Genomic DNA, 20,520 nt, shown 5'->3' with positions numbered 1-20,520 from the left:
ACGTAAGAAATTTTAAGTTTGTTTTATTCCTGAATTGGATAATAAATTCATTTTTGAATTTTAATTTATGCGCGTAATCATTTTCTGTTTTTTATTTCTTTTTGTCATTTCAGGGCTTCATTCTCAGAATATACCCGACTCATTGAGATATAATTTTGGAAAAGCAGAAGGTGCGCTACAGAAATCCTATATTTTAACTGGGAAGATAACAGACAAAGAAACCGGAGAGCCTGTGGAAGGTGTTGGACTGCATTTGGATGGATTTTACACGGGCTTCAATTCTGATCGATTCGGTACTTATTACATCACACTTTCCCCAGGCTTTCATAGACTGACGTTTAGGCACCTATCCAAAGTGCCCGTATTCACCGAGTTGATAATCTATTCAAATGCGGTCATGAATGCTTTCATGAATGAAAAAAGCTACGAGCTGGAAGGAGTTGTGGTGCAGTCTGATGAGCCGGATCGAAATGTCAGAAACCCTATCACGGGCGTTACAAAACTGACAACTCGAGAATTACGGGCGATTCCAGCCTTTCTGGGCGAGGCAGATATTTTTAAAGGTCTCCAGCTCCTTCCGGGAGTCAGTTCGGTAGGAGAAGGTACCTCAGGAATCAATGTGCGAGGGGCCAAAACGGATCAAAATCTCCTCTTGATGGATGAGGCGATTGTGCTGAGTTCCAATCACGCCTTGGGCTTTTTATCGGCTTTCAATGCAGATGTGACCGAGACATTTACGCTCTACAAAGGAAATCTACCGGCTACTTTCGGCGGTCGTGCAGGTTCAGCATTAAATATCGAAATGAAGCCGGGCTCTACGGAAAGTTGGCTAGGTCAAATCGGAGTAGGAACGTCCAACGGAAAGGTTCTATTGGAGGGTCCAATCAAAAAGGATAAAGTAGGATTGATATTTGGAGGTAGGATTTCCAATGCCAATTGGCTGCTTCGAAGAGCAAGAGACTTTGATATTCAAAATTCCCAACTCGACTTTTATGATGGCTATCTGGGACTTAATTGGAAAATAACTCAAGGGCATACCTTGGAGGCGAAAACCTTATTGACTGGAGATTATTTCAAGTTCTCAGATGAGTTTGGCTATGATTGGTCCAACCGTGTAAGCAGTTTGAATTATCGTGGGGTTTTAGGAGAAAATTGGTCGATCAAGGCATTGTTTGCAGATGGTGATTTTTCCAATTCTTTTTTCGATCCGGAGGGTCTCGATGCGGCATCGGTAGAAAATGGCATGCGTTATCAGCAGGCAAAAGCTACACTGACTTGGGCCAATGAAAAGCTTGCGATAAATTCAGGAGTAGAGGCGGTTTACTATCAAGGTAAGGACGAGCGAAGGAGTCCTTTTACAGCTGAATCCAATGTGCTCGAAGAAAAAATTGGGAAGGAGCGGGGCTTGGAAGTAGGTCTTTTCTCGAGTTTGGAATGGGATATATCCGAGAAGACCGGCTTGGTAGGAGGGCTTCGCTTTGTGCAGTATAATCAACTGGGGCCGGATACAGTCTATCAGTACAGCGAAATAGGGCCTATCGCTACGGAGCAAATTGTTGGACAGGAAGTTTTTGGGGGTGGTTCTATCCAAACTTATTCCGGTCTGGAGCCAAGAATCTCCATTCGTCATAACCTAGATCAAAATGCCTCTTTGAAAGGTAGCTACGCCAGGCTTTATCAATATATCCAATCCATTAGTAACACCTTCGGACCCACTCCGATAGATCTTTGGCAACTCAGTACCCGGTACATTCCGCCACAGCGCTCGGATAATTTTTCCTTGGGATTTTTTAGAAATAGCAAGGATAATAAATGGGAGTTTTCTCTCGACGGATTTTATAGAATCACTCAAAATCAAATCGAATACAGGGATTTTGCGCAGGTCTTTCTTAATCCCCATATGGAGACTGAGGTTGTCCTGGGTGAAGGACGAGCCTATGGAGCGGAATTTTTGATTAAAAAGAATCTGGGAGTAGTCACTGGCTGGCTGGCCTATACCTATTCTCGATCTTTCTTCAGAAGTCAAGGACAGTTTGAGGAAACTCAAATCAACGGAGGAGATTGGTTTCCGAGCAATTATGATAAGCCCCATGAGGTCAATTTCATCCTCAGTCGAAAAATGTACCCAAGAGGTCTTTTTAACTTGAGTATCAATTATGCCACCGGAAGGCCAGTCAGTGCGGTGAATGCCAGCTATGTCGTCAATTCATTGATTATTCCAGAGTATAGCGAGCGGAATCAATATCGTATCCCGGATTACTTTCGGGTGGATGTATCCTACACCGTGGAGAAGGTGTTTTCCAAAAAAGGAGACAGTCTGAATTTCAGTATTTACAATCTTTTTGGAAGGAGAAATGCCTATTCTGTTTTTTGGCAAAAGGATGGGGATAGTAGGCAGTTGAGGCCTTACCGTTTGGCGGTATTAGGGTCTATTTTCCCTTCGATTACGTATAGTATTCAATTTGGAGGAGGTGAAAATGAGTAGGTTGAAATTATATTTTGGAGTTTTTGCTACGCTGATTCTGTTTAATTCCTGCGTGGATCAGATTGAATTTCCGCTTAATCGGGGAGTAGAGAAGTTGATTGTCTTCGGGCAGTTGAATAATCTAGATGAGGATAAATTTGTAATGCTTTCGGAGACCACTTCTGCAGATCGCGAACCCCTCTTTTCAGGTCAATATTTAGTCCTTAATGATTTGCCAAGACCTGTGACAACTGCCAATGTTTTTGTGGTAAATACCCAAAATCAACGCTTTTCGCTCAATCAAGTGGAGCCTGGGAAGTACATGCTCCCAAGGTCTGTTCAGATTCGGGAAGATGTAGGCTACTTTGTGGAGATTCAGATTGAAGGAAAAACCTACCGATCCGAACCTGAGCAGATGCCTGCGGCAGTTGGTACTGATGAGGTCAGCTATGAGTTCAGTCGGGGTGTTTTCGATAATGACCCGGATCGGGCATTTATTTCGATCATCTCAGACGTGACTTTGCCTGATTCTGAAAATCCCTATTACTTAAGATGGGATGTCGATGAAGCTTATTACTGGAACCTAACTTTCTTCCCAAATCCTTTCAACAGAGCCCCGCCGGACTGTTACGTTTTTGGCTTTCCGGATCCGGAGCGGCTACCTCTGTTTAGTGGTGAAAGCGTAAGAGCGGGAGTAAATTCCTCTTCGCAATTGCTCGCCCAGCGAATCGTCGATGAATCTTTCCTCAGTAGACATTACTTCAATGTCAGACAGGTTAGCATTTCGAGGGATGCATTTCGGTATTGGAGTCGGGTAAAAGATCTGGTCAACAATACCGGTTCAGTATTTGATATTCCGCCTGCTCCCGTGCGAGGCAACGTTCGGAATAGCGCCAATCCAGACGAAGTGGTTTTGGGCTATTTTGAGGTGGCCAGGATTTCGCAGGAGCGAATCTACACCACCCGGGCAGATGTTCCCTTCTTCATTTCAGAAGTCTGTACTTATTCCCCAGAAAGGCCCATCACAGACTATCCTGTGACCTGCCTTCGATGTAGCGAGTTCCCGAATAGTACGAATGACACGCCGCATTGGTGGTTTGATCAATAGAAGATCAAGCCGATTACGGAAAAAGTATATTTAAGTCAAAGTGAATTTGTATTTTCAGGGAAAATCAAACCCATATACCTATGCAAAAGAAACTTTCAGGCTTGTTGCTACTCTTCTTCCTTTTCGGAGCTTTCACAGTTCAAGCCCAGCAATTTCGTGCGCTTGTTTTTAGCAAGACAGCAGGATTTCGTCATCAATCCATTCCCAACGGAGTGGTTGCATTAAAGAAAATGGCCAACGATCAAGTTTTTTCAATTCATACTACGGAGGACGCTAATTACTTTACCGATAAAAACCTGGAGCGATTTGATGTAATTATATTGCTCAGCACCACTGGTACAATTTTCAATGAGGAGCAAAAAGCAGCTTTTCAGCGATTTGTACAGAGTGGAAAAGGTGTGGTTGGAATTCATGCCGCCACGGATACCGAATACGAATGGCCTTGGTACAATCAATTAATTGGCGCTTATTTCTTAGCTCATCCCAAGCAGCAAACCCTACGGCTTGAAGTGGTGGATTCGGATCATCCGGCGACCTGGCACCTTCCTAAAAACTGGCTTTGGACCGATGAACTCTATGAATTCCGCGATATCAATCCGAATATCAAGGTATTGCTCAATGCAGATGAGTCTACATACGAACCAGCCAAAGCCATGGGCGAAAACCACCCGATGGCTTGGTATCATGAGTTTGATGGAGGAAGGGTGTTTTATACCGCTTTAGGTCATGTGGATGCTGCCTTCGAGGATGCGGATTTCCTGAAGCATCTCTATGGCGGTATTTGGTATGCGGCTAGCGGGCAGCCTTTCAAATAAGGAAATTGTTGCTTTTGGAACTTATCAGCAGCAAATCGGTTTAACCCAAATAAAACCAGAAATACCATGCTAAAAGCTCAAGCTAAGCCTGTTCACCTCTACATGGAGGCTAATCCCAATCCCAATTCTTTGAAATTTGTGGCTAACTTTATGTTGGTAGAAGATGGGGTGAGTTTTGACTATCCCACACAAGAAAGTGCGGAAAACAGCCCCTTAGCGCAGGAATTGTTCAATTTTGCTTCAGTCGAGCGGGTTTTTGTTGCATCAAATTTTGTGACAGTCACTAAATCCGAATCAGTAGAATGGGCCGAAATCCAGACCATTATTCGAGACCATATTAAATCTTATTTAGAAGCTGGCAAAAAGGTAGTAAATGCCAAATTCGACAAGGACCCCTTATTCGATGAAAATGACTCCGAGATCGTCAAAAAGATCAAAGGAATCCTTGATGAATATATCCGTCCTGCTGTGGAGCAAGATGGGGGAGCAATCGTCTTTCATTCATTCCAAGATGGTGTGGTGAAAGTTTTGCTTCAGGGCTCTTGCTCTGGCTGTCCATCAAGTACCGTGACGCTTAAGGCAGGGATCCAAAACCTTTTGACTCGAATGCTACCCGAAGTCAAGGAAGTAGAAGCAGAGGGCATCTGATCGATAATGGATGAAACTTCGCCAGTGGATTTGGTTTTTCTTGGGAGTCTCGGCTCTGCTGATCAGAGGTCTAGCTAATAATTTTCCAGTTCAAACCGACCAAGTTTATTCAAGAGGGCTATTTCCATATATCCGAATCACATTTGATTACACGCTGGGAAAACTTCCTTTTCCCAGCGTTTTTTTATTTTTAGGGCTTATTCTTTTGCTGATCCTCCTTTTTTTTCGAGGGTTTTACCGAAAGAAGGGTTTAAAGCAAAGACTTTCATTTTCCTTCCGGTCTATTCTCAATTTTGCCGGAGGGCTGGTCTTTTTCTTCATGCTCTTATGGGGCTTCAATTATCAGCGGACTCCTGTATCTCAGCAGCTCGGCCTTTCGGCTAAGCCCTTGGAACTGCATGAAATGAAAGCAGGAATTGAGGAGAATTATCGCGAGCTGCTCCTACTTCGGCAGCAGTTGAAATCTGATACCTTGCCGATTGTGCCAGAACTAGCTTATCAAGAATTGGAATCCGAAGTCCGTGACATTCTGGAGGATCAATTACCCTCCTTGGGATTATCGTTTTTGGGAAAGCCACGTACCAAACTTTTTCCACCTCCGGGGCTGATGCGAAGACTCGGGATTTTGGGGATCTATTTTCCATTTGTGGGAGAAAGCTACATCGACCCGACACTCCATCCGCTTGAGAAGCCTTTTACTATCGCTCATGAGATGGCACATAGCTTTGGAGTTACGGATGAGGGGGAGGCCAATTTTGTTGCTTGGGTGGTAGGCAGCCAATCCAAAAATCCTCTGCTGGGATACTCGGCATCTTTGCGATTATTTCTATACCAGGTGCGGGATTATTATCGAATGGCTCCTGATGAATATTTGTCATGGATACAAAACTTGGATAGGGGAGTACTGAACGATATCCGATCCATTCAGGAACGAGCCGCTCAGTATCCACCTTTTTCATTGGAGATTAGCCGTAAAACCAATGATCTATTTTTGAAATCACAGGGAGTGAAAAGTGGAGTACTTAGCTATCAGGAATTACCGATGCTGGTGAAGGCTTGGAAGGAAAAGAAAATGTTGAATTAAATTAAGCCTTTACCTTTTTCCGATTCCCAATCCATACCCCCAAAATCACCGCAGCTATTCCTACATAATGCCCCCATAGCAAAACCTCTCCATCCCATACTCCCCAAAGAATGGCGACGATCGGAATGAGGTAAGTGACTGAACTGGCAAAGACTGGGCTGGCTGTTTTGACTAGCATATTGAAAAGGATAAGTGCTAGCGCTGTCCCGAGGATTCCTAAGAGTGCCACATAGCCTAGGGCCTGCCAAGCTCCTTGTACCGAGACAAGTTTGTAGGAAAACTGTGTTCCGGCCATCAGATAAATCAATGCCACAGGCAGAACCATCAGTAGTGAAATTGCTGTGATTTCGATGGGTTTAAGTTCGACAAACCGAAATTTGATAATATTCAGGTTGAAACCATAGCAGGTGCAGGCCAGAATGACGAAGAAAGCGTAGGCATTAATGTCCGAAAGTGCTCCAAAACCACCGCCCTCTCTTACCGTCACCAAAATCAACACACCCAAAAAGGCGATTAAAAGGCCAAGAGCATTTCTTTGGGTGATTTTTGAACTGAAAAATAATGCTCCTACCAATACCACAAAGAGGGGTGTAAGTGCATTCAGCACCCCGGTAAGTGAGCTGCTGAGTTGGGTTTGAGCTTTTGCAAAAAGAAAGGCAGGGATAAAACTGCCGACCAAGCCGACTATGATTAAGTTTTGTACTTGTACGCTATTTAGAAAGCGAACCCGAGGAAGGGAAAGCGGAAGTAGGAAAGTGGCCGCAGCCACAATTCGAAAGGCTCCGAGTTCTCCAGGAGAGAAAATTTCCAATCCCCGCTTGATCAAAATAAAGGAACTTCCCCAGACTAATGCCAGAATGATCAGATAAATCCAGTTTCTTACCGAGCTCTCAGATGGCTGATTGGACATAGTTATTTGATTACGGGTTGGTGCCGCAAATGAAGCAATTCTGAACTGAAATTGTTTGGGAAAATTTTCAAGTGGGAATTAAAGACTAGCAAACAACTTTAGAAAACGTAATCGGCATAGACTTCTTCCACTTGGTCTAGGATAGCAGTTACTTCTTCGTAGGTATCTGCGGTGACCATATCCGTTCGAAAAGGTTTGAAGTTTGGCATACCGCGGAAGTAGTTGGTATAGTGTCTTCTCATTTCCAGGATTCCAAGCTTTTCACCTTTCCATTTGATGGAAAAATCCAGATGCTCCTTGGCTATCCTCAGGCGCTCAGCCAAGTCTGGTGCGGGAAGCTTTTCACCGGTGGCTAAGAAATGTTTGATCTCATTGAAAATCCACGGGTAGCCTATCGAAGCTCTCCCGATCATCATTCCATCGACATTATACTTTGATTTATATTCAGAAGCTTTTTCCGGGGAATCGATATCTCCATTGCCAAAGACAGGAATATGTAATCTCGGATTTTCTTTCACCTTATTCAGGTAAGACCAGTCGGCTTCACCTTTATACATTTGTTGCCTTGTACGGGCATGAATACTGATAGCCTGAATGCCTACATCTTGGAGTCTTTCCGCTACTTCGACGATTCGGATTGTGTCATGGCTCCAGCCTAGGCGTGTTTTCACAGTGACGGGAATATTTACCGCTTTGACAATCTCCTCAGTCATAGAGACCATCTTATCAATATCCAGTAAAATTCCTGCACCGGCACCTTTACAAGCTACCTTGTGCACAGGGCATCCATAGTTGATATCCAAAATATCCGGACCAGCAGCCTCAGCAATGGCAGCAGCTTCACGCATAGATTCGATTTCATTTCCGAATATCTGAATGCCAATAGGTCGCTCATATTCGAAAATATCCAGCTTTTGGACACTTTTTGCTGCATCACGGATCAGTCCTTCCGAGCTAATAAACTCCGTATACATGAGGTCTGCTCCGTTTTTTTTGCAAACAGCCCGAAATGGCGGATCACTCACATCCTCCATGGGTGCCAACAAAAGTGGAAATTCTCCGAGTTCTAAGTTTCCTATCTTTACCACTGCTTATTCTAAATTTGGCGTAAATTTACGTCCAATATGGAGATTTACGAAACCACACGAGAAATAGCGCAACGAAAAAACTGGCTTTTGTCTCTGGTAGTCATAGTTTTAATCACTTTCGGGGTACTTATTGTTTTGCAGGGCATCGCACTTTTTGTTGCTTTGTTTCTATTTGGGATTGATTTGGATTCAGTGGTAAAGTTGATGTCGGGTGACACAAATATCCCAAATGGCCGAATGGCTTTATATTTTATTCAGGGAGTAGGATCAGGAATCGGTTTTCTGGTAGCGGCTTTTATCGTGGCCAAAGGTATAGATCACGCTGACTTAGGCTGGAAGCGACAGCTACAGCGCTTAAGTTCATCCAAGCTCTTCCTCACTTTGCTTATCACCTTGGGGGGGATGTTTTTCAATGCCTTGCTTGTTTACCTGAATGCCCAACTGGAACTCCCGGGTTTTCTTTCTGAGCTAGAAGCTTGGATGAAAGAGATGGAAAATCAGCTGATGGAAATGACCATGTTTCTGACTGATTTTCAGTCTGTTTCGGAGCTGTTGGTTGGCCTTCTGGTGATTGGTGTTTTGGCAGGCTTGGGAGAGGAAGTGTTCTTTAGGGGGGTCGTTCAGCCAAAGATGCACCTCTACACAGGGTCCTACCATTGGGGTATTTGGATTACAGCCTTTATTTTTTCAGCTATCCACATGCAGTTTTATGGGTTTTTGCCAAGGATGTTTTTAGGAGCGCTCTTTGGCTACCTGTATGTATATTCTGGGAGTTTGATTTATCCGATCGTTGCTCACATTTTGAATAACTCCATCACAGTTTTACTGATTTACTTTGCAAAGCAAGGAATGGTCGATTTTGACATCGAATCCACCGAAACCGTGTCTTATCCTTTAGCTTTGCTGGGATTATTGGTAGTTTCGGCAGGAATCTATTACTTTAATAAAACTAAGCTGCTACCACATGAAGGATTGGATCAAAATCTTTGAAAGTCCACAGCAAATCCGGGCCGAAATAGTCAAAGGCATTTTGGAGGAGAATGAAATCCCTGCTGTAGTGCTTAGTAAAAAAGAAACAGCGTATCAGGTTCTGGGCTACTATGAAGTTTTGGTCAAAACTCAAGATGCGCTGAAGGCCACTAATCTCGTGAATAATGAGATCTCGTTTTAATATAAATAATTACAGTAATCTCGGTCAGCGTGCTATTACCGCGCTACTGGGAGCAATAATTGTGATTTCAGGTATTATTTTTTCTGACTGGACTTATTTTCTGGTTTTTGCATGTATTCTTGGCTTTGCCCAGATGGAGTTTTACAAGCTTTGTGGATTGGATGGAATGTTGCCTTTGAAAAGCTTCGGTACTTTTTTAGGACTGTTGATTTACACGCTGACTTTCATGATCGAAAAGGAACAGCTGCCCAATGAATACCTATACCTGATTTTCCCGATCATTTCATTAACCTTTTTTATCAAACTATATAAAAAGACTGATAAGAAGCCATTTACCGGGGTGGCCTTTACCTACCTAGGTATTTTCTATGTAGCGGTCCCCTTTTCCCTTCTGAATTTGGCTGTCTTTTCGATTGAGAAAGTTTATAATTTTGAAATCATTTTAGGTTGTCTTCTGATTCTCTGGGCAAGTGATACAGGAGCGTATTTTGCTGGTACTAAATTTGGCAAAACGAAGCTTTTTGAGCGGGTTTCACCCAAAAAATCCTGGGAAGGTTTCCTGGGAGGGGCGTTTTCTGCCATTGCTATTGCCTTCTTATTGGCTCGATATTTTCAGACGATTCAAGATTGGAAATGGCTGGTGATTGCGGGGATAATTATCATTGCCGGGACCTATGGAGATTTGATCGAATCGCTCTTCAAGCGATCAATCGAGATCAAGGATTCTGGCCGTGTGCTACCTGGACATGGTGGATTTATGGACCGATTTGACGGATTGTTACTTTCGGCCCCTTTTATTACAGCTTTTTTGAAAATCTTCTAAAGTATTCAAAGACCTAATCTGAAAAACTACTTAATATTGTATCGCATTTCACCATAACAAAAAACCCAATATGGCTTACATAGAACCGGCTCCGATCAAAGATAAAGAGAATCCTCTGGAGTCAATGATGGAGAGATTCAACATCGCTGCCGAAAAACTCGGACTTTCTGATGAAGTTTACAATGTTTTAAAGAACCCTGCCAAGCAGGTCATCGTCTCGATTCCCATCACGATGGATAATGGAAAAATTCAGGTTTTTGAAGGTATCCGTGTGATCCACTCAAATATCCTAGGCCCTGCAAAAGGAGGTATTCGATTTGCTCCAGATGTGCACTTGGACGAAGTTCGGGCACTAGCAGCATGGATGACTTGGAAGTGTGCAGTGGTAGATATTCCTTATGGTGGAGGTAAAGGTGGCGTACGCTGCAATCCACGCGAAATGTCCAAAGGAGAGATCGAGCGATTGATGCGAGGCTATACCCTGGCTATGCTTGATGTCTTCGGACCTGACAAAGATATTCCAGCTCCCGACATGGGTACAGGTCCACGCGAAATGGCCTGGCTGATGGACGAATATTCCAAAGCCCACGGCACTACTGTCAATGCTGTAGTAACAGGAAAGCCACTTGTTCTTGGTGGTTCTCTCGGAAGAACCGAAGCGACTGGTCGTGGTGTGATGGTTTCGGCTTTGGCTGCCATGCAAAAGCTAAAAATCAATCCTTTCCAAGCGACTTGTGCCGTTCAAGGATTTGGAAATGTGGGTTCTTGGGCAGCACGTTTGCTCGAAGAGCGAGGACTAAAAATTGTAGCTATTTCCGATCATACCGGTGCTTTCTATGATGAGAATGGAATTGACATTGTGAAGGCAATTGAATATCGAGATAATAATGGAGGTCATCTGGAAGGTTTTAAGGATGCTGATAAGATGAATGATCCCATGGATCTTTTGGAACTGGAAGTCGATGTCCTAGTGCCAGCAGCCGTAGAGGATGTCATTACCGCTAAAAATGTCGATAAGATCAAAGCTAAGTTGATCGTGGAAGGAGCAAATGGACCTACTTCTGCCAAAGCTGATGCTATTATCAATGAGAAAGGTATCATGGCTGTGCCGGATATTTTGGCAAATGCGGGTGGCGTAACCGTTTCTTATTTTGAGTGGGTTCAAAACCGTCTTGGATACAAGTGGACCGCTGACCGTGTCAATAGACGATCTGACCGAATTATGAAAGATGCCTTCGAGCATGTTTATCAAGCTTCTAAAAAATATGATGTGCCTATGCGGATCGCTGCTTACATCGTAGCGATAGATAAGGTGGCACAGACTTATACCTATCGAGGTGGATTCTAAGTATCTATTTATTTTAGCTAGATAGGAAATGGGGTAGGGCATCACTTACCCCATTTTTTATTCTACAAAATACTATTTCAGAGTTTTCGTTTAGCTTGAAAAGATGAAGCAAATGAGGCAGGATTCCTCACCCACTATCTTGCCATTTCGAGGGCAATCCCTAATTTTGTTCAAGTCCATTGATTGAGCATTTTCTGTTTCTTAAACAGCAAAGTTCAATTCTGGCTTTTAATCGCCTATGTCCTTATCCGTTTCTCGATTAAGTAAAAGTTTTGGCAGTCAAAAAGTCCTCGATGAGGTTTCTTTTGAGGCAAAAGCTGGACGGATTTTGGGTTTTTTGGGTCCAAATGGCGCGGGTAAATCCACTACCATGAAAATCATCACGGGCTATCTTTCAGCTGAAGGAGGCTCAGTAGAGGTGATGGGAACAGATGCATTGGTATTTCCGAAAAAAGTCAGTTCCTTGATTGGCTATTTGCCGGAAAAGAATCCCTTGTATTCGGATATGTATGTCAAGGAGTTTTTAACTTTCGCCGGAGGCTTGTATGGGCTTTCTGGAAAAGACTTACAGTCGAGGAGAAATGAAATGCTGGAGAAAACTGGGCTTTTACCGGAGCAGCACAAGAAAATCGGGCAGCTTTCCAAAGGCTATCAACAGCGTGTCGGATTGGCAAAGGCATTGATCCATGATCCTAAAGTCTTAATCCTAGACGAGCCTACCACCGGTCTTGACCCAAACCAACTCGCTGAAATTCGTCAGCTTATTCGAGAGATAGGGAAGGCAAAAACCCTGATAATTTCCACACATATTATGCAGGAAGTAGAGGCTATTTGCGATGATGTGGTCATTATTGCCAAAGGAAAAATCAAGGCGGCTGATTCCCTTGAAAATTTTCAACTAGCAGGCAGCGGTCAACAACTGATCGTGGAGACGGAAGAAAGCTTGGACTTGGGATGGTTTGAAGGCTTTGAGGATGTCAACTTCGGTCCAAAAGGAAACAAACAGGTGGTCATCAGTACCGATGATGCAGCGAAAGCAAGAAAGACTGTACTCAATATCATCCAACAACGAGAACTCAATCTGCTCTCCCTCAATCAGGGTAAAAAGAGTTTGGAAGACCTTTTTAGACAGTTTACCCAATGAAGAGCTTGATTATCAAAGAAATCAATTCGTTTTTGGGAAGTCTGCTGGGCTACCTGATTTTGGCTTTGTTTCTGGTGGCGATTGGTCTGATTGTTTGGGTTTTTCCCCAAAGTAGTGTACTGGACTATGGCTACGCTGATTTGGAGCCACTTTTCACCTACACGCCTTATGTATTCACTTTTTTGATACCTGCCTTATCCATGCGTGCCATAGCCGAGGAAAGGAAAAATCATACATGGGAACTCCTTCGGACGTCTCCTTTGTCGATCTTTCAGATCGTTTTGGCGAAGTATCTGGCCATTTTAGTATTGGTGGCGATTGCGCTTATACCAACCTTACTCTACTTTTTCAGTATTCTTCATCTCGGTGATCCTCCCGGTAATTTAGATCAGGCCAGCTTTTTTGGAAGTTGGATTGGATTGCTGCTGATCGGAGCTGTATTTGGCGCGGTGGGTACCTTTTCTTCTTCTTTGACTTCACAGCAGGTGGTGGCTTTTGTTTTGGGAGTGTTCTTCTGCTTCCTTTTGTATTTTGGATTATCTGCAGCGGCAGACTTTCAGTTTGGTGCCTGGGCTTATTGGGTGGAAGAGTTAAGCCTGAGTTTTCACTATATCAATCTGAGTAGAGGCGTCATAGACTCGAATGACCTTTTCTTTTTCTTTGGAATGATTTGGCTTTTCTTGGGAGCATCGGTTTTGACTTTACGGAACAAATGAAACCAGCAAGTCAAAATATCGTGATCTATTGGCTCGGTTTGATACTGGGCTTGGTGATTTTGCTGGGCTTGGGGCAGTTGATTCGCTTCAGAATCGATTTGACCGAAGATCAGCGCTACTCTTTGCATGAAGCCACAGAGGCGGTGCTGGATAGTTTGAGGGAGGACATCCATGTAGAGATTCTCCTCAGTGGAGAAGACCTTCCTGCTGGAATGCGTCGCCTTCAGCGATCGATCGAGGAGCAAGTGCGAACATTTGATGCCTACAGCGATCGGAAAATAAGCTTTTCCTACTTCGATCCCTTGAGTTTGGCAGAGGAAGAGCAGGAGGAATTTATTCTTCAACTAGCTGATTACGGAATCAACCCCACGACTCTTTTTGTCAATCAAGCTGCTGGACAACAGACCAAATTGATTTTCCCCGGGATTCTGATCTATAGTGAAGAATTCGAGACGGGAGCCCTTGTTTTGAAGGGTGAGAAAGGAATGGGAGAGGAGCAAATTCTCAATCAATCCATCGAAAATTTAGAGTTTGAGCTAAGTAATGCCATTCGGAAACTAACCCGCTCTGATATGGGAGCATTAGCCATGATTATCGGGCACGAGGAGATGAAAGAGGATGATGGCTATGGTCTGGTGGAAGCTTTGGATGGAGACTTTGAAATATTCAAAGTGCCTCTTGAGCAAGCCCGAACAGTGCAAGACTTGGTCAATTTTAAGATTATTTTCATTCAGGGGCCACAGCAAGCTTTCAGCGAAAGGGAAATTTACCTTTTGGATCAGTATGTGATGCAAGGTGGAAATCTGGTAATTCTGTCAGATGGGGTTCAAGTCGATGTCCGTGAAGCAGGCGGTGAGGGGACTTTGGCTATGCCTTATGAAAATGGATTGGAAAACCTCCTTTTCAAATATGGGGTTCGAATCAATAAGGACCTGATTCAGGATTTGAATTTTGGTTATTTTCCCGTTATGGGAGGCAACTTTGGGGATCAGGAGCAATTGGTTCCTCTGCCTTGGCCATTCTATATTCAATCGACCCGAATGTATCCCCATCCGATTACCAAGGGTTTGGATTTGATTTACCTTCGCTTTGCCAGTAGCTTGGATACGGTTTTGGCACCGGGAGTGAAAAAAACGCCTCTTTTTTTCACATCTGATTTGTCTCGAATTCTAACAGCTCCGGTTCGGGTAGCTTTCAGCGACATGCAGCGTGAACCGGATATTGCGCAATTTCCCATGCAAAACCTTCCTCTTGCCTACCTGCTGGAAGGGGAGTTTACTTCTCTTTATAAAAATAGATTCTTGCCCGAAGGGTTTGAGCAATCAGAATTCAAGGAAAGTGGTAAGGGAAAGGTGGTCGTGATCGGGGATGGAGAGCTATTCCAGAGCCAGAGTGATTTTCAGTCAGGAAGGCCGCTGAATTTGGGAGAGGATCCTTTTAATCAAAATATCTATGCCAACCGACTTTTGCTCCGCAATCTTGCTCAATACTTGGATAATCCGGAAGGAATCATCGCTTCCCGTACGCGTAGTTTTCAGATTCGACCCTTGAATCGAGTCAAAATTTCCCAGGAAAGAACCAAATGGCAGCTGATCAATGTCGGATTACCGGTAGTTTTCCTACTTCTCTTTGGAGGAGCAGTGGCAGCCATCCGCAGGAAAAAGTATTCGAGGTAAGCTTAGGGTTTAGCTAGATGAAAGCTGAAATAATTTCAACTGTGGCCATATTCATTCCCTGTCAAATCGATTTTATTTATAAATTTACCCCCATTCAAAATTGTAATCTTTAAATAAGCCCTACATATGAAATTTATTGTTTCTTCTTCTGCACTCTTAAAGCAGCTTTCGGCGATCAACGGTGTGGTTACGACCAACCCGGTAGTACCTATTCTGGAGAATTTTCTTTTCGAAATCAAAGACTCGATGCTGACAATCACAGCTTCGGATCTTCAGACTTCCATGATCACCGAAATTCATGTAGAGGCTAAGGAAGATGGCAATATTGCTGTTCCTGCACGTATTCTGATCGATACGCTCAAGAACTTGCCGGAGCAACCGGTAACTTTCAGCATCGACCATGACACTTACGCGGTTGAAATCAGCTCTGACAACGGTCGCTACCGCTTGGCTGGTGAGAATGCAACAGATTTCCCAAAAATCCCTACCGTCAGCAATCCGACCACTGTGGATATGTCCACTGAAGTCTTGGCTAGTGCTATTTCCAACACCATTTTTGCTACCTCCTCGGATGAGCTTCGCCCTGCGATGACCGGGGTTTTCATCAACCTGAGCGACACCAATACCACCTTTGTGGCTACAGATGGACATCGTCTGGTTCGCTATAGAAGAGTGGATATTGCTTCTGGTAGCCCTGCGAGTTTGATTATCCCAAGAAAGGCATTGAACCTGCTTAAGTCTACGCTTCCATCTGAGAATATCTCCGTGAGTGTGGAGTTTAATCAATCCAATGCTTACTTCAAGTTTGGTCAGATTAAAATGATCTGTCGTCTAATTGACGAGCGATTCCCGGATTATGAAAATGTAATTCCTGCGGACAACCCAAATATCATGACCATCGACCGTCAGGATTTGTTGAGCTCGCTTCGTCGTATCGCGATCTATGCCAACAAGACCACGCATCAGGTAAGATTGAAATTGACTGGGTCTGAACTGATGATTTCTGCAGAAGATCTAGACTTCTCCAATGAGGCGAATGAAAGATTGTCCTGCGAACACGATGGTGAGGATATCGAAATCGGATTCAATGCCAAGTTCTTAGTGGAAATGTTGAACAACCTTTCTTGTAAAGAAGTCAGCTTGAAGTTTTCTGCGCCGAATAGAGCAGGATTGATCTTGCCGGCTGAGCAGGAAGAAAATGAGGACATCTTGATGCTCGTGATGCCTGTGATGTTGAATAACTATGTATAATCTTACACAACCATAAATCACCGAAGCCCGGATCATTGATTCGGGCTTTTTTGTTGATTAAGTAATAACCCTTCAAGGGATTTTAAACCCTTGGAGGGTAGATCAAAGATTACTTCGTATCTCGCAGCATCTTTAGATACAAGCCTTCTACCCGCTCTCTGGCCCAAGGGGTTTTTCGGAGAAATTTTAAGCTGGACTTGATCGATGGGTCATGGGTAAAGCAGCGAATGGTGATGCGCTCACCCAGTTCCTCCCATCCATAATGAGCGACCAATTGCTCCAAAATGGTGTCGAGTCGAAGTCCGTGAAGGGGATTGTTGGGTTGATGTTCCAAGGGAATAGTGAATTGAGAATTTAAAGTTAAGAATTATTGTAAACCCTGTTTTTCTAGATATCCAATAACATAGCGAACGGGTAAATTATTATTAAAAATTTAATTTTTACTTTCTTCCTCAAGCTGGAAATATCCAATTGTCCCACTTTGGCACTCTATTAAAATGGATTTTTCTTTAAACGATTTTAGCGCTTTTTTCAACTCTGAAAGGGTGTGAACTTCTTGCTCATTTACCTTTAGTATCAGTTCGCCTAGCGGCCATTCCATTTGATCGGCCTGAGTACCTTGATGGATATGGGTGACTACCAATACGGGTTTCTCCTGATCTAAAATTTTCAGCATCTCAATTTGGGCGAAGGGATCGACTTCTTGTATGGCTTGAATTATTTCAAAACTCAAGGGCTGGATCACCATCCCAAAAATTTCCAAATATTCTCGTTCATTTAAGATGGGGCTTGAAATGATTCCTTTTTCTGGATTTGGCATTGCCCGAGCCTTGGATTGATGGACTTTTCCATTTCTCAGATAGTTGATCGTTACTTCCTCGCCTATCGGTACCAGTTTCATCACATCAAAAATGTTTTTGTGTCGGTACAAACCTTCCTTTCCGATAACGATTCCATGACGGTCAAATTCGGCCTTATTGATCGAGAGAATGACGTCTTTGGCTTGAATTTTCGCTGCATCCAAAAAGCCATTGGCGAGGACCTTGGAGACGATGACACCTTTGGCTTGTGTTTGATTTAAATAGGGGTTAAAGTTTTCTGCATTTTTTTGCAATTTCCCTCCTATCCCTGCAAACTGAGGTTCACTCAATAAAATAAGGTTGTCGATAATTATTTTTATAAAGCTGGCAGGAGTGATAAAGCCAATGTTTTCGGCATTGACTATCACCGCGGTGTTGAGTCCGATTACTTTCCCATCTTCCGTGATGCTTGGGCCCCCTGAATTCCCTGGATTGATGGCAGCATTGGTGACAAACCGCTCCGAACTGAACTCAGAACCTGATATAAAATTTGTGATTTCTCCACCGGTAATATTGGGTTCTACCATCCCCAAGGGATAGCCAATCGCTTTGATCATTTCTCCCCGGGATGGGTTAGTGCCTTCCCGTAATTCAAGATATTCGATCGGTTGAATCGCCAGTTTCTTGAAACGTTGCAGCTCTTTCTCGCTAAGCCTGATCAGTGCAACATCAGGTTCCAGTTGTTTGACCAAACCGACTAGCTCCGCCTCGAATCGTTCCTCACTGGTGAGCATGGAGCTGATTTCGATTTTGACTGCATTCCGAACTACATGGGCATTCGTGACGATGTAGCCCTCAAGATCCTGGTATTTCACAAAAAATCCCGAGCCTGACCAAATTCCTGGAATTTTTACAGATGGATTCAGGATGGATTGAATATCCTCCTCGATGTAGCCCTCGACAAGAATCTGAACAACGCCGCTCATCATTCGGCGGGCAATATTATTAAAACTAGGGTTGGTTGTAGTCATTTACTCAGAAAAAAGCCACCAGTATCAATATAGGAAGGTTTTTTCGTATAACTGGCCCAAAACCTATTCTTCTGTGATTTCAGAAAGCTGTTCGATAAGGCCTCGCTCTTTTTGATAGCTTTTTCGGATCACCCAAATAAATCCGAGCCAAAACCCGATCCCGGTGATCAGGCAATACACAAAGAAAGCGAAAGAGAGGTGGGGTTGGATGGCAATCAAAAAGAAGCAAAGTCCGATACCATAGGTCAGATAAATGATAGGAGTCCATACAAATTGAATTCGCTTCCGGTTTTCATAGTATCGGCGGACTTTTTCCACAAAAACAGACATAACCTGATGAGGTTGGAGCTGACGTAACTGAAGGCGGCTCCACAACTCCAAGAATACCCGAATCCCTAGGGAGCCAAGCATTAGCGAAAGTCCATTGATCAATATCCAATCTCCAAACTGGCCAATTTCATAGAAAAAGAAAGCTAAGACAAGCAGCGTGGTCGATAAGATTCCTATGGTCCAATATTGGTCTCTTTTCAGCTTTTTGAGAGCTGACTTAGCCAAACTCAGTACTTGGTCTGCCTGTAAGATGGGAGACTTTTTCACTTGCGAATTATAAATCGACTGAAGGGGATCAAGTGTTTCCATGGCTGATACAGGGATAAAGTTGTTTTTTAATTCGATGAATTTTGACGCGAAGATTTTCCGAACTCAGGCCTAATGTTTCTTCAATAGTCGCGTAAGGGATGCCCTCCAATACCATCAATATGAGTAGTCGATTTTGAGGACTGAGCTGATCAATGCAGGCATACATGCGTTGGATCTGTTGCTCCTTTTCAGGATCATATTCCGACTGAGGTTGAATCGCTAATTCCATTGCTTTTTGGGCTTCTTTCTTTTCTTTTTTTAACTGAAGCAAGCAGGTATTTACCGCAATTCGGTAAATCCAGGTTTGCCAATTCGCTTCCTCCCGAAATTGCTTTCTGTGAATCCAAGCTTTGACGAAGGTTTCCTGTAAGGCGTCCTCAGCCACGGCTCTGTCTTGCCTGAAGTAGCCCAAGCAAAGCCGGAAGACTGCATCCTTGTGTTCTTCAAATCGGGTTTTGAATAGTTTTTCTTCTTCGCTGCTGCTCAAGGCTTTTTTCGATAGCTAACAATTAGAGTATGCTTTTTGGGTATTGTTACAAAATCGGGAATATTTTTTTGGAGTAGAGAAAAATTGAAAGAATGCTGTAACAATTTGAGACAAGTCTGCTCTAAATCAAAAATATAAAAAATGAAAACGACTGCATCTACCTTGAACGCACACCAATTAGAATTGCTTGACGAATGGAGAACCGAACTTAGCATACGGTGTAAGAATGGAATCAATTTTATTTTTGCTGCTGCCTTGATTTGGGCGGGGATTGCATTTATCTGGAATTCCGAAATAAGTATTAGACATCAGAGTATTCTCACTTTTTCTATTTCTGGACTAATGCTCCCACTGGCATGGGTCTTCGGGAAAATCATGAAAACGGTTTGGAATGTGGAGGGAAATCCTCTGAATAAAGTCGGCTTGATTTTCAATATTGGGCAGCTATTCTATTTCCCTTTTCTCTTTATCCTTTTGGGAAATAAACCCGAATATTTTGCTTTGGGTTATGCCATCATCACCGGAGCGCATTTCTTTCCCTATGCTTGGTATTATAAGACCAATTGGTTTGGGTTTTTTGCCGGGCTGATCCCATTTGGATCGTGGACCCTTTCCATTTACTTCCCCGAAATGATCGGGCTGATCCCTGCTTTTGTATCGGGCTGTTTGGGGATTTTGGGGCTGGGATTGGTGAGGGATTATCGATTAAAAATCCAGCAAGGTAATCAGGCAGCAATCCTTTGAGGTTTCAAAAACCTTATGGATTTGAATTGGCAACAAAAACTCAGCTGTTCAGGATTTGAAATCCTGAAGTTTTTTAAAAATTGATGAATTAAGACCATTTAGATTGCATCCGTTAAGTTACTAGAACTTGAAGAGGTATTAGCCTTGTTTTTCAGGCGTTATCTCAATTATCGGCTATCTGGAAAAGCCGATTTCTAAAAAGCATTAAATGGAATTTATAATTTTCCATTCTTTTACCATACCCTATTCGACTTCAAAAGGATAGGGTTAAATTCAATGAGGATTATTTCTGCGTCATCAGAACAGTCTCTATCATCACTTATATCGTTTCCCATGGTATCTCCTCGTAATATAATCCTTCGAACAGGACTGTCTGAGGGGAAATCCCTTCCTGCTACCAGTTCATGTTCGCCATGGCCCTCTGGGGTGATTTCGAAACGTAAGTAGTTAGGGCTGAGTATTTGACCAACTACATTATTTGGTCGTATTGGAGCAAAGGATAGGATATTCTCAGTGCGTTCTTGAAAAACGAAGGTTTGATTATCTCCCCACATTTTTACTGAAATTTCTGCA

At 43.3% G+C, this 20,520-nt stretch carries 21 protein-coding genes; 14 read left to right on the top strand and 7 right to left on the bottom strand.

Annotation, left to right across the window (positions count from 1 at the left end; all coding sequences use genetic code 11):
• Positions 1 to 67: 67 nt before the first annotated feature.
• The 5 genes from OU792_RS05015 (at position 68) to OU792_RS04995 (ending at position 6,119) form a co-directional block, all read left to right on the top strand.
• Positions 68 to 2,485: a TonB-dependent receptor gene (locus OU792_RS05015; RefSeq protein WP_274669642.1), complete on the top strand. Its 2,418-nt coding sequence runs from the start codon at positions 68 to 70 to the stop codon at positions 2,483 to 2,485.
• The gene (locus tag OU792_RS05010) at positions 2,478 to 3,572 is read left to right on the top strand and encodes a DUF4249 domain-containing protein (protein ID WP_134199564.1); all 1,095 of its coding nucleotides are present in this window, start codon (positions 2,478 to 2,480) and stop codon (positions 3,570 to 3,572) included. The genes OU792_RS05015 and OU792_RS05010 overlap by 8 nt, the downstream gene beginning before the upstream one ends.
• An 80-nt stretch (positions 3,573 to 3,652) precedes the next feature.
• Positions 3,653 to 4,387: a ThuA domain-containing protein gene (locus OU792_RS05005; RefSeq protein ID WP_274669641.1), complete on the top strand. Its 735-nt coding sequence runs from the start codon at positions 3,653 to 3,655 to the stop codon at positions 4,385 to 4,387.
• A 66-nt stretch (positions 4,388 to 4,453) separates the two neighbouring features.
• Positions 4,454 to 5,035 carry a NifU family protein gene (locus OU792_RS05000; protein WP_026947693.1) on the top strand — a complete coding sequence of 194 codons (582 nt, stop codon included), beginning with the start codon at positions 4,454 to 4,456 and terminating at the stop codon, positions 5,033 to 5,035.
• Positions 5,036 to 5,045: 10 nt separating this feature from the next.
• Positions 5,046 to 6,119 carry a DUF3810 domain-containing protein gene (locus OU792_RS04995; protein WP_274669640.1) on the top strand — a complete coding sequence of 358 codons (1,074 nt, stop codon included), beginning with the start codon at positions 5,046 to 5,048 and terminating at the stop codon, positions 6,117 to 6,119.
• A 1-nt stretch (position 6,120) separates the two neighbouring features.
• Here the strand turns inward: OU792_RS04995 and OU792_RS04990 are convergent, their stop codons facing one another.
• Both OU792_RS04990 and dusB read right to left on the bottom strand, forming a co-directional pair.
• Positions 6,121 to 7,029 (bottom strand): DMT family transporter, encoded by a 909-nt coding sequence (locus tag OU792_RS04990; RefSeq protein ID WP_134199570.1) that lies wholly within the window; start codon positions 7,027 to 7,029, stop codon positions 6,121 to 6,123.
• Positions 7,030 to 7,127: 98 nt separating this feature from the next.
• A complete protein-coding gene (dusB, locus tag OU792_RS04985) occupies positions 7,128 to 8,117 on the bottom strand; it encodes a tRNA dihydrouridine synthase DusB (protein ID WP_134199572.1) in 990 nt (329 codons plus the stop codon).
• 36 nt (positions 8,118 to 8,153) lie between these two features.
• Between dusB and OU792_RS04980 the strand changes: the two genes are divergently transcribed.
• From OU792_RS04980 to dnaN, 8 genes are all read left to right on the top strand, one after another.
• Entirely contained in the window at positions 8,154 to 9,107 is a 954-nt protein-coding gene (locus OU792_RS04980; RefSeq protein WP_134199574.1) for a CPBP family intramembrane glutamic endopeptidase, read from the top strand.
• A complete protein-coding gene (locus tag OU792_RS04975; RefSeq protein ID WP_026947698.1) occupies positions 9,082 to 9,288 on the top strand; it encodes a putative signal transducing protein in 207 nt (68 codons plus the stop codon). The genes OU792_RS04980 and OU792_RS04975 overlap by 26 nt, the downstream gene beginning before the upstream one ends.
• The gene (locus tag OU792_RS04970; protein ID WP_026947699.1) at positions 9,272 to 10,111 is read left to right on the top strand and encodes a phosphatidate cytidylyltransferase; all 840 of its coding nucleotides are present in this window, start codon (positions 9,272 to 9,274) and stop codon (positions 10,109 to 10,111) included. The genes OU792_RS04975 and OU792_RS04970 overlap by 17 nt, the downstream gene beginning before the upstream one ends.
• A gap of 70 nt (positions 10,112 to 10,181) precedes the next feature.
• On the top strand, positions 10,182 to 11,459 hold the full coding sequence (locus tag OU792_RS04965; RefSeq protein ID WP_134199576.1) for a Glu/Leu/Phe/Val family dehydrogenase: 1,278 nt from the start codon (positions 10,182 to 10,184) through the stop codon (positions 11,457 to 11,459).
• A 238-nt stretch (positions 11,460 to 11,697) separates the two neighbouring features.
• Positions 11,698 to 12,603 carry a gliding motility-associated ABC transporter ATP-binding subunit GldA gene (gene gldA / locus OU792_RS04960; protein WP_274669639.1) on the top strand — a complete coding sequence of 302 codons (906 nt, stop codon included), beginning with the start codon at positions 11,698 to 11,700 and terminating at the stop codon, positions 12,601 to 12,603.
• Positions 12,600 to 13,319 (top strand): gliding motility-associated ABC transporter permease subunit GldF, encoded by a 720-nt coding sequence (gldF, locus tag OU792_RS04955; RefSeq protein ID WP_274669638.1) that lies wholly within the window; start codon positions 12,600 to 12,602, stop codon positions 13,317 to 13,319. The genes gldA and gldF overlap by 4 nt, the downstream gene beginning before the upstream one ends.
• Positions 13,316 to 14,995 carry a gliding motility-associated ABC transporter substrate-binding protein GldG gene (gldG, locus tag OU792_RS04950; RefSeq protein WP_274669637.1) on the top strand — a complete coding sequence of 560 codons (1,680 nt, stop codon included), beginning with the start codon at positions 13,316 to 13,318 and terminating at the stop codon, positions 14,993 to 14,995. The genes gldF and gldG overlap by 4 nt, the downstream gene beginning before the upstream one ends.
• Before the next feature lie 126 nt (positions 14,996 to 15,121).
• Entirely contained in the window at positions 15,122 to 16,246 is a 1,125-nt protein-coding gene (gene dnaN, locus OU792_RS04945) for a DNA polymerase III subunit beta (RefSeq protein WP_274669636.1), read from the top strand.
• A gap of 109 nt (positions 16,247 to 16,355) precedes the next feature.
• On the opposite strand, the gene OU792_RS04940 is transcribed toward dnaN, so the two are convergent.
• The 4 genes from OU792_RS04940 to OU792_RS04925 form a co-directional block, all read right to left on the bottom strand.
• Positions 16,356 to 16,580 carry a VF530 family protein gene (locus OU792_RS04940; RefSeq protein WP_259415047.1) on the bottom strand — a complete coding sequence of 75 codons (225 nt, stop codon included), beginning with the start codon at positions 16,578 to 16,580 and terminating at the stop codon, positions 16,356 to 16,358.
• A gap of 99 nt (positions 16,581 to 16,679) precedes the next feature.
• The gene (locus OU792_RS04935) at positions 16,680 to 18,077 is read right to left on the bottom strand and encodes a trypsin-like peptidase domain-containing protein (RefSeq protein ID WP_274669635.1); all 1,398 of its coding nucleotides are present in this window, start codon (positions 18,075 to 18,077) and stop codon (positions 16,680 to 16,682) included.
• Between the two features lie 63 nt (positions 18,078 to 18,140).
• The gene (locus tag OU792_RS04930; RefSeq protein ID WP_274669634.1) at positions 18,141 to 18,716 is read right to left on the bottom strand and encodes a hypothetical protein; all 576 of its coding nucleotides are present in this window, start codon (positions 18,714 to 18,716) and stop codon (positions 18,141 to 18,143) included.
• On the bottom strand, positions 18,703 to 19,203 hold the full coding sequence (locus tag OU792_RS04925; protein WP_274669633.1) for an RNA polymerase sigma factor: 501 nt from the start codon (positions 19,201 to 19,203) through the stop codon (positions 18,703 to 18,705). The genes OU792_RS04930 and OU792_RS04925 overlap by 14 nt, the downstream gene beginning before the upstream one ends.
• A gap of 141 nt (positions 19,204 to 19,344) precedes the next feature.
• On the opposite strand from OU792_RS04925, the gene OU792_RS04920 reads away from it, so the two are divergent.
• Entirely contained in the window at positions 19,345 to 19,947 is a 603-nt protein-coding gene (locus tag OU792_RS04920; protein ID WP_274669632.1) for a DUF7010 family protein, read from the top strand.
• 233 nt (positions 19,948 to 20,180) lie between these two features.
• Here the strand turns inward: OU792_RS04920 and OU792_RS04915 are convergent, their stop codons facing one another.
• On the bottom strand, positions 20,181 to 20,501 hold the full coding sequence (locus OU792_RS04915; RefSeq protein ID WP_274669631.1) for a hypothetical protein: 321 nt from the start codon (positions 20,499 to 20,501) through the stop codon (positions 20,181 to 20,183).
• Positions 20,502 to 20,520: the final 19 nt, after the last annotated feature.

Source organism: Algoriphagus sp. NF (assembly GCF_028823735.1).
Lineage (GTDB): Bacteria > Bacteroidota > Bacteroidia > Cytophagales > Cyclobacteriaceae > Algoriphagus > Algoriphagus marincola.
Note: the sequence above shows the minus strand (reverse complement) of the source record. Positions and strands in the feature narration are given on the sequence as shown.

Bases quoted from the DNA above. Each gene is read 5' to 3' on its own strand.
- OU792_RS05015 (WP_274669642.1), top strand. From the start codon at position 68: ATGCGCGTAATCATTTTCTGTTTTTTATTTCTTTTTGTCATTTCAGGG.
- OU792_RS05010 (WP_134199564.1), top strand. From the start codon at position 2,478: ATGAGTAGGTTGAAATTATATTTTGGAGTTTTTGCTACGCTGATTCTG.
- OU792_RS05005 (WP_274669641.1), top strand. From the start codon at position 3,653: ATGCAAAAGAAACTTTCAGGCTTGTTGCTACTCTTCTTCCTTTTCGGA.
- OU792_RS05000 (WP_026947693.1), top strand. From the start codon at position 4,454: ATGCTAAAAGCTCAAGCTAAGCCTGTTCACCTCTACATGGAGGCTAAT.
- OU792_RS04995 (WP_274669640.1), top strand. From the start codon at position 5,046: ATGAAACTTCGCCAGTGGATTTGGTTTTTCTTGGGAGTCTCGGCTCTG.
- OU792_RS04990 (WP_134199570.1), bottom strand. From the start codon at position 7,029: ATGTCCAATCAGCCATCTGAGAGCTCGGTAAGAAACTGGATTTATCTG.
- OU792_RS04980 (WP_134199574.1), top strand. From the start codon at position 8,154: ATGGAGATTTACGAAACCACACGAGAAATAGCGCAACGAAAAAACTGG.
- OU792_RS04975 (WP_026947698.1), top strand. From the start codon at position 9,082: ATGAAGGATTGGATCAAAATCTTTGAAAGTCCACAGCAAATCCGGGCC.
- OU792_RS04970 (WP_026947699.1), top strand. From the start codon at position 9,272: ATGAGATCTCGTTTTAATATAAATAATTACAGTAATCTCGGTCAGCGT.
- OU792_RS04965 (WP_134199576.1), top strand. From the start codon at position 10,182: ATGGCTTACATAGAACCGGCTCCGATCAAAGATAAAGAGAATCCTCTG.
- gldA (WP_274669639.1), top strand. From the start codon at position 11,698: ATGTCCTTATCCGTTTCTCGATTAAGTAAAAGTTTTGGCAGTCAAAAA.
- gldF (WP_274669638.1), top strand. From the start codon at position 12,600: ATGAAGAGCTTGATTATCAAAGAAATCAATTCGTTTTTGGGAAGTCTG.
- gldG (WP_274669637.1), top strand. From the start codon at position 13,316: ATGAAACCAGCAAGTCAAAATATCGTGATCTATTGGCTCGGTTTGATA.
- dnaN (WP_274669636.1), top strand. From the start codon at position 15,122: ATGAAATTTATTGTTTCTTCTTCTGCACTCTTAAAGCAGCTTTCGGCG.
- OU792_RS04935 (WP_274669635.1), bottom strand. From the start codon at position 18,077: ATGACTACAACCAACCCTAGTTTTAATAATATTGCCCGCCGAATGATG.
- OU792_RS04930 (WP_274669634.1), bottom strand. From the start codon at position 18,716: ATGGAAACACTTGATCCCCTTCAGTCGATTTATAATTCGCAAGTGAAA.
- OU792_RS04920 (WP_274669632.1), top strand. From the start codon at position 19,345: ATGAAAACGACTGCATCTACCTTGAACGCACACCAATTAGAATTGCTT.
- OU792_RS04915 (WP_274669631.1), bottom strand. From the start codon at position 20,501: ATGTGGGGAGATAATCAAACCTTCGTTTTTCAAGAACGCACTGAGAAT.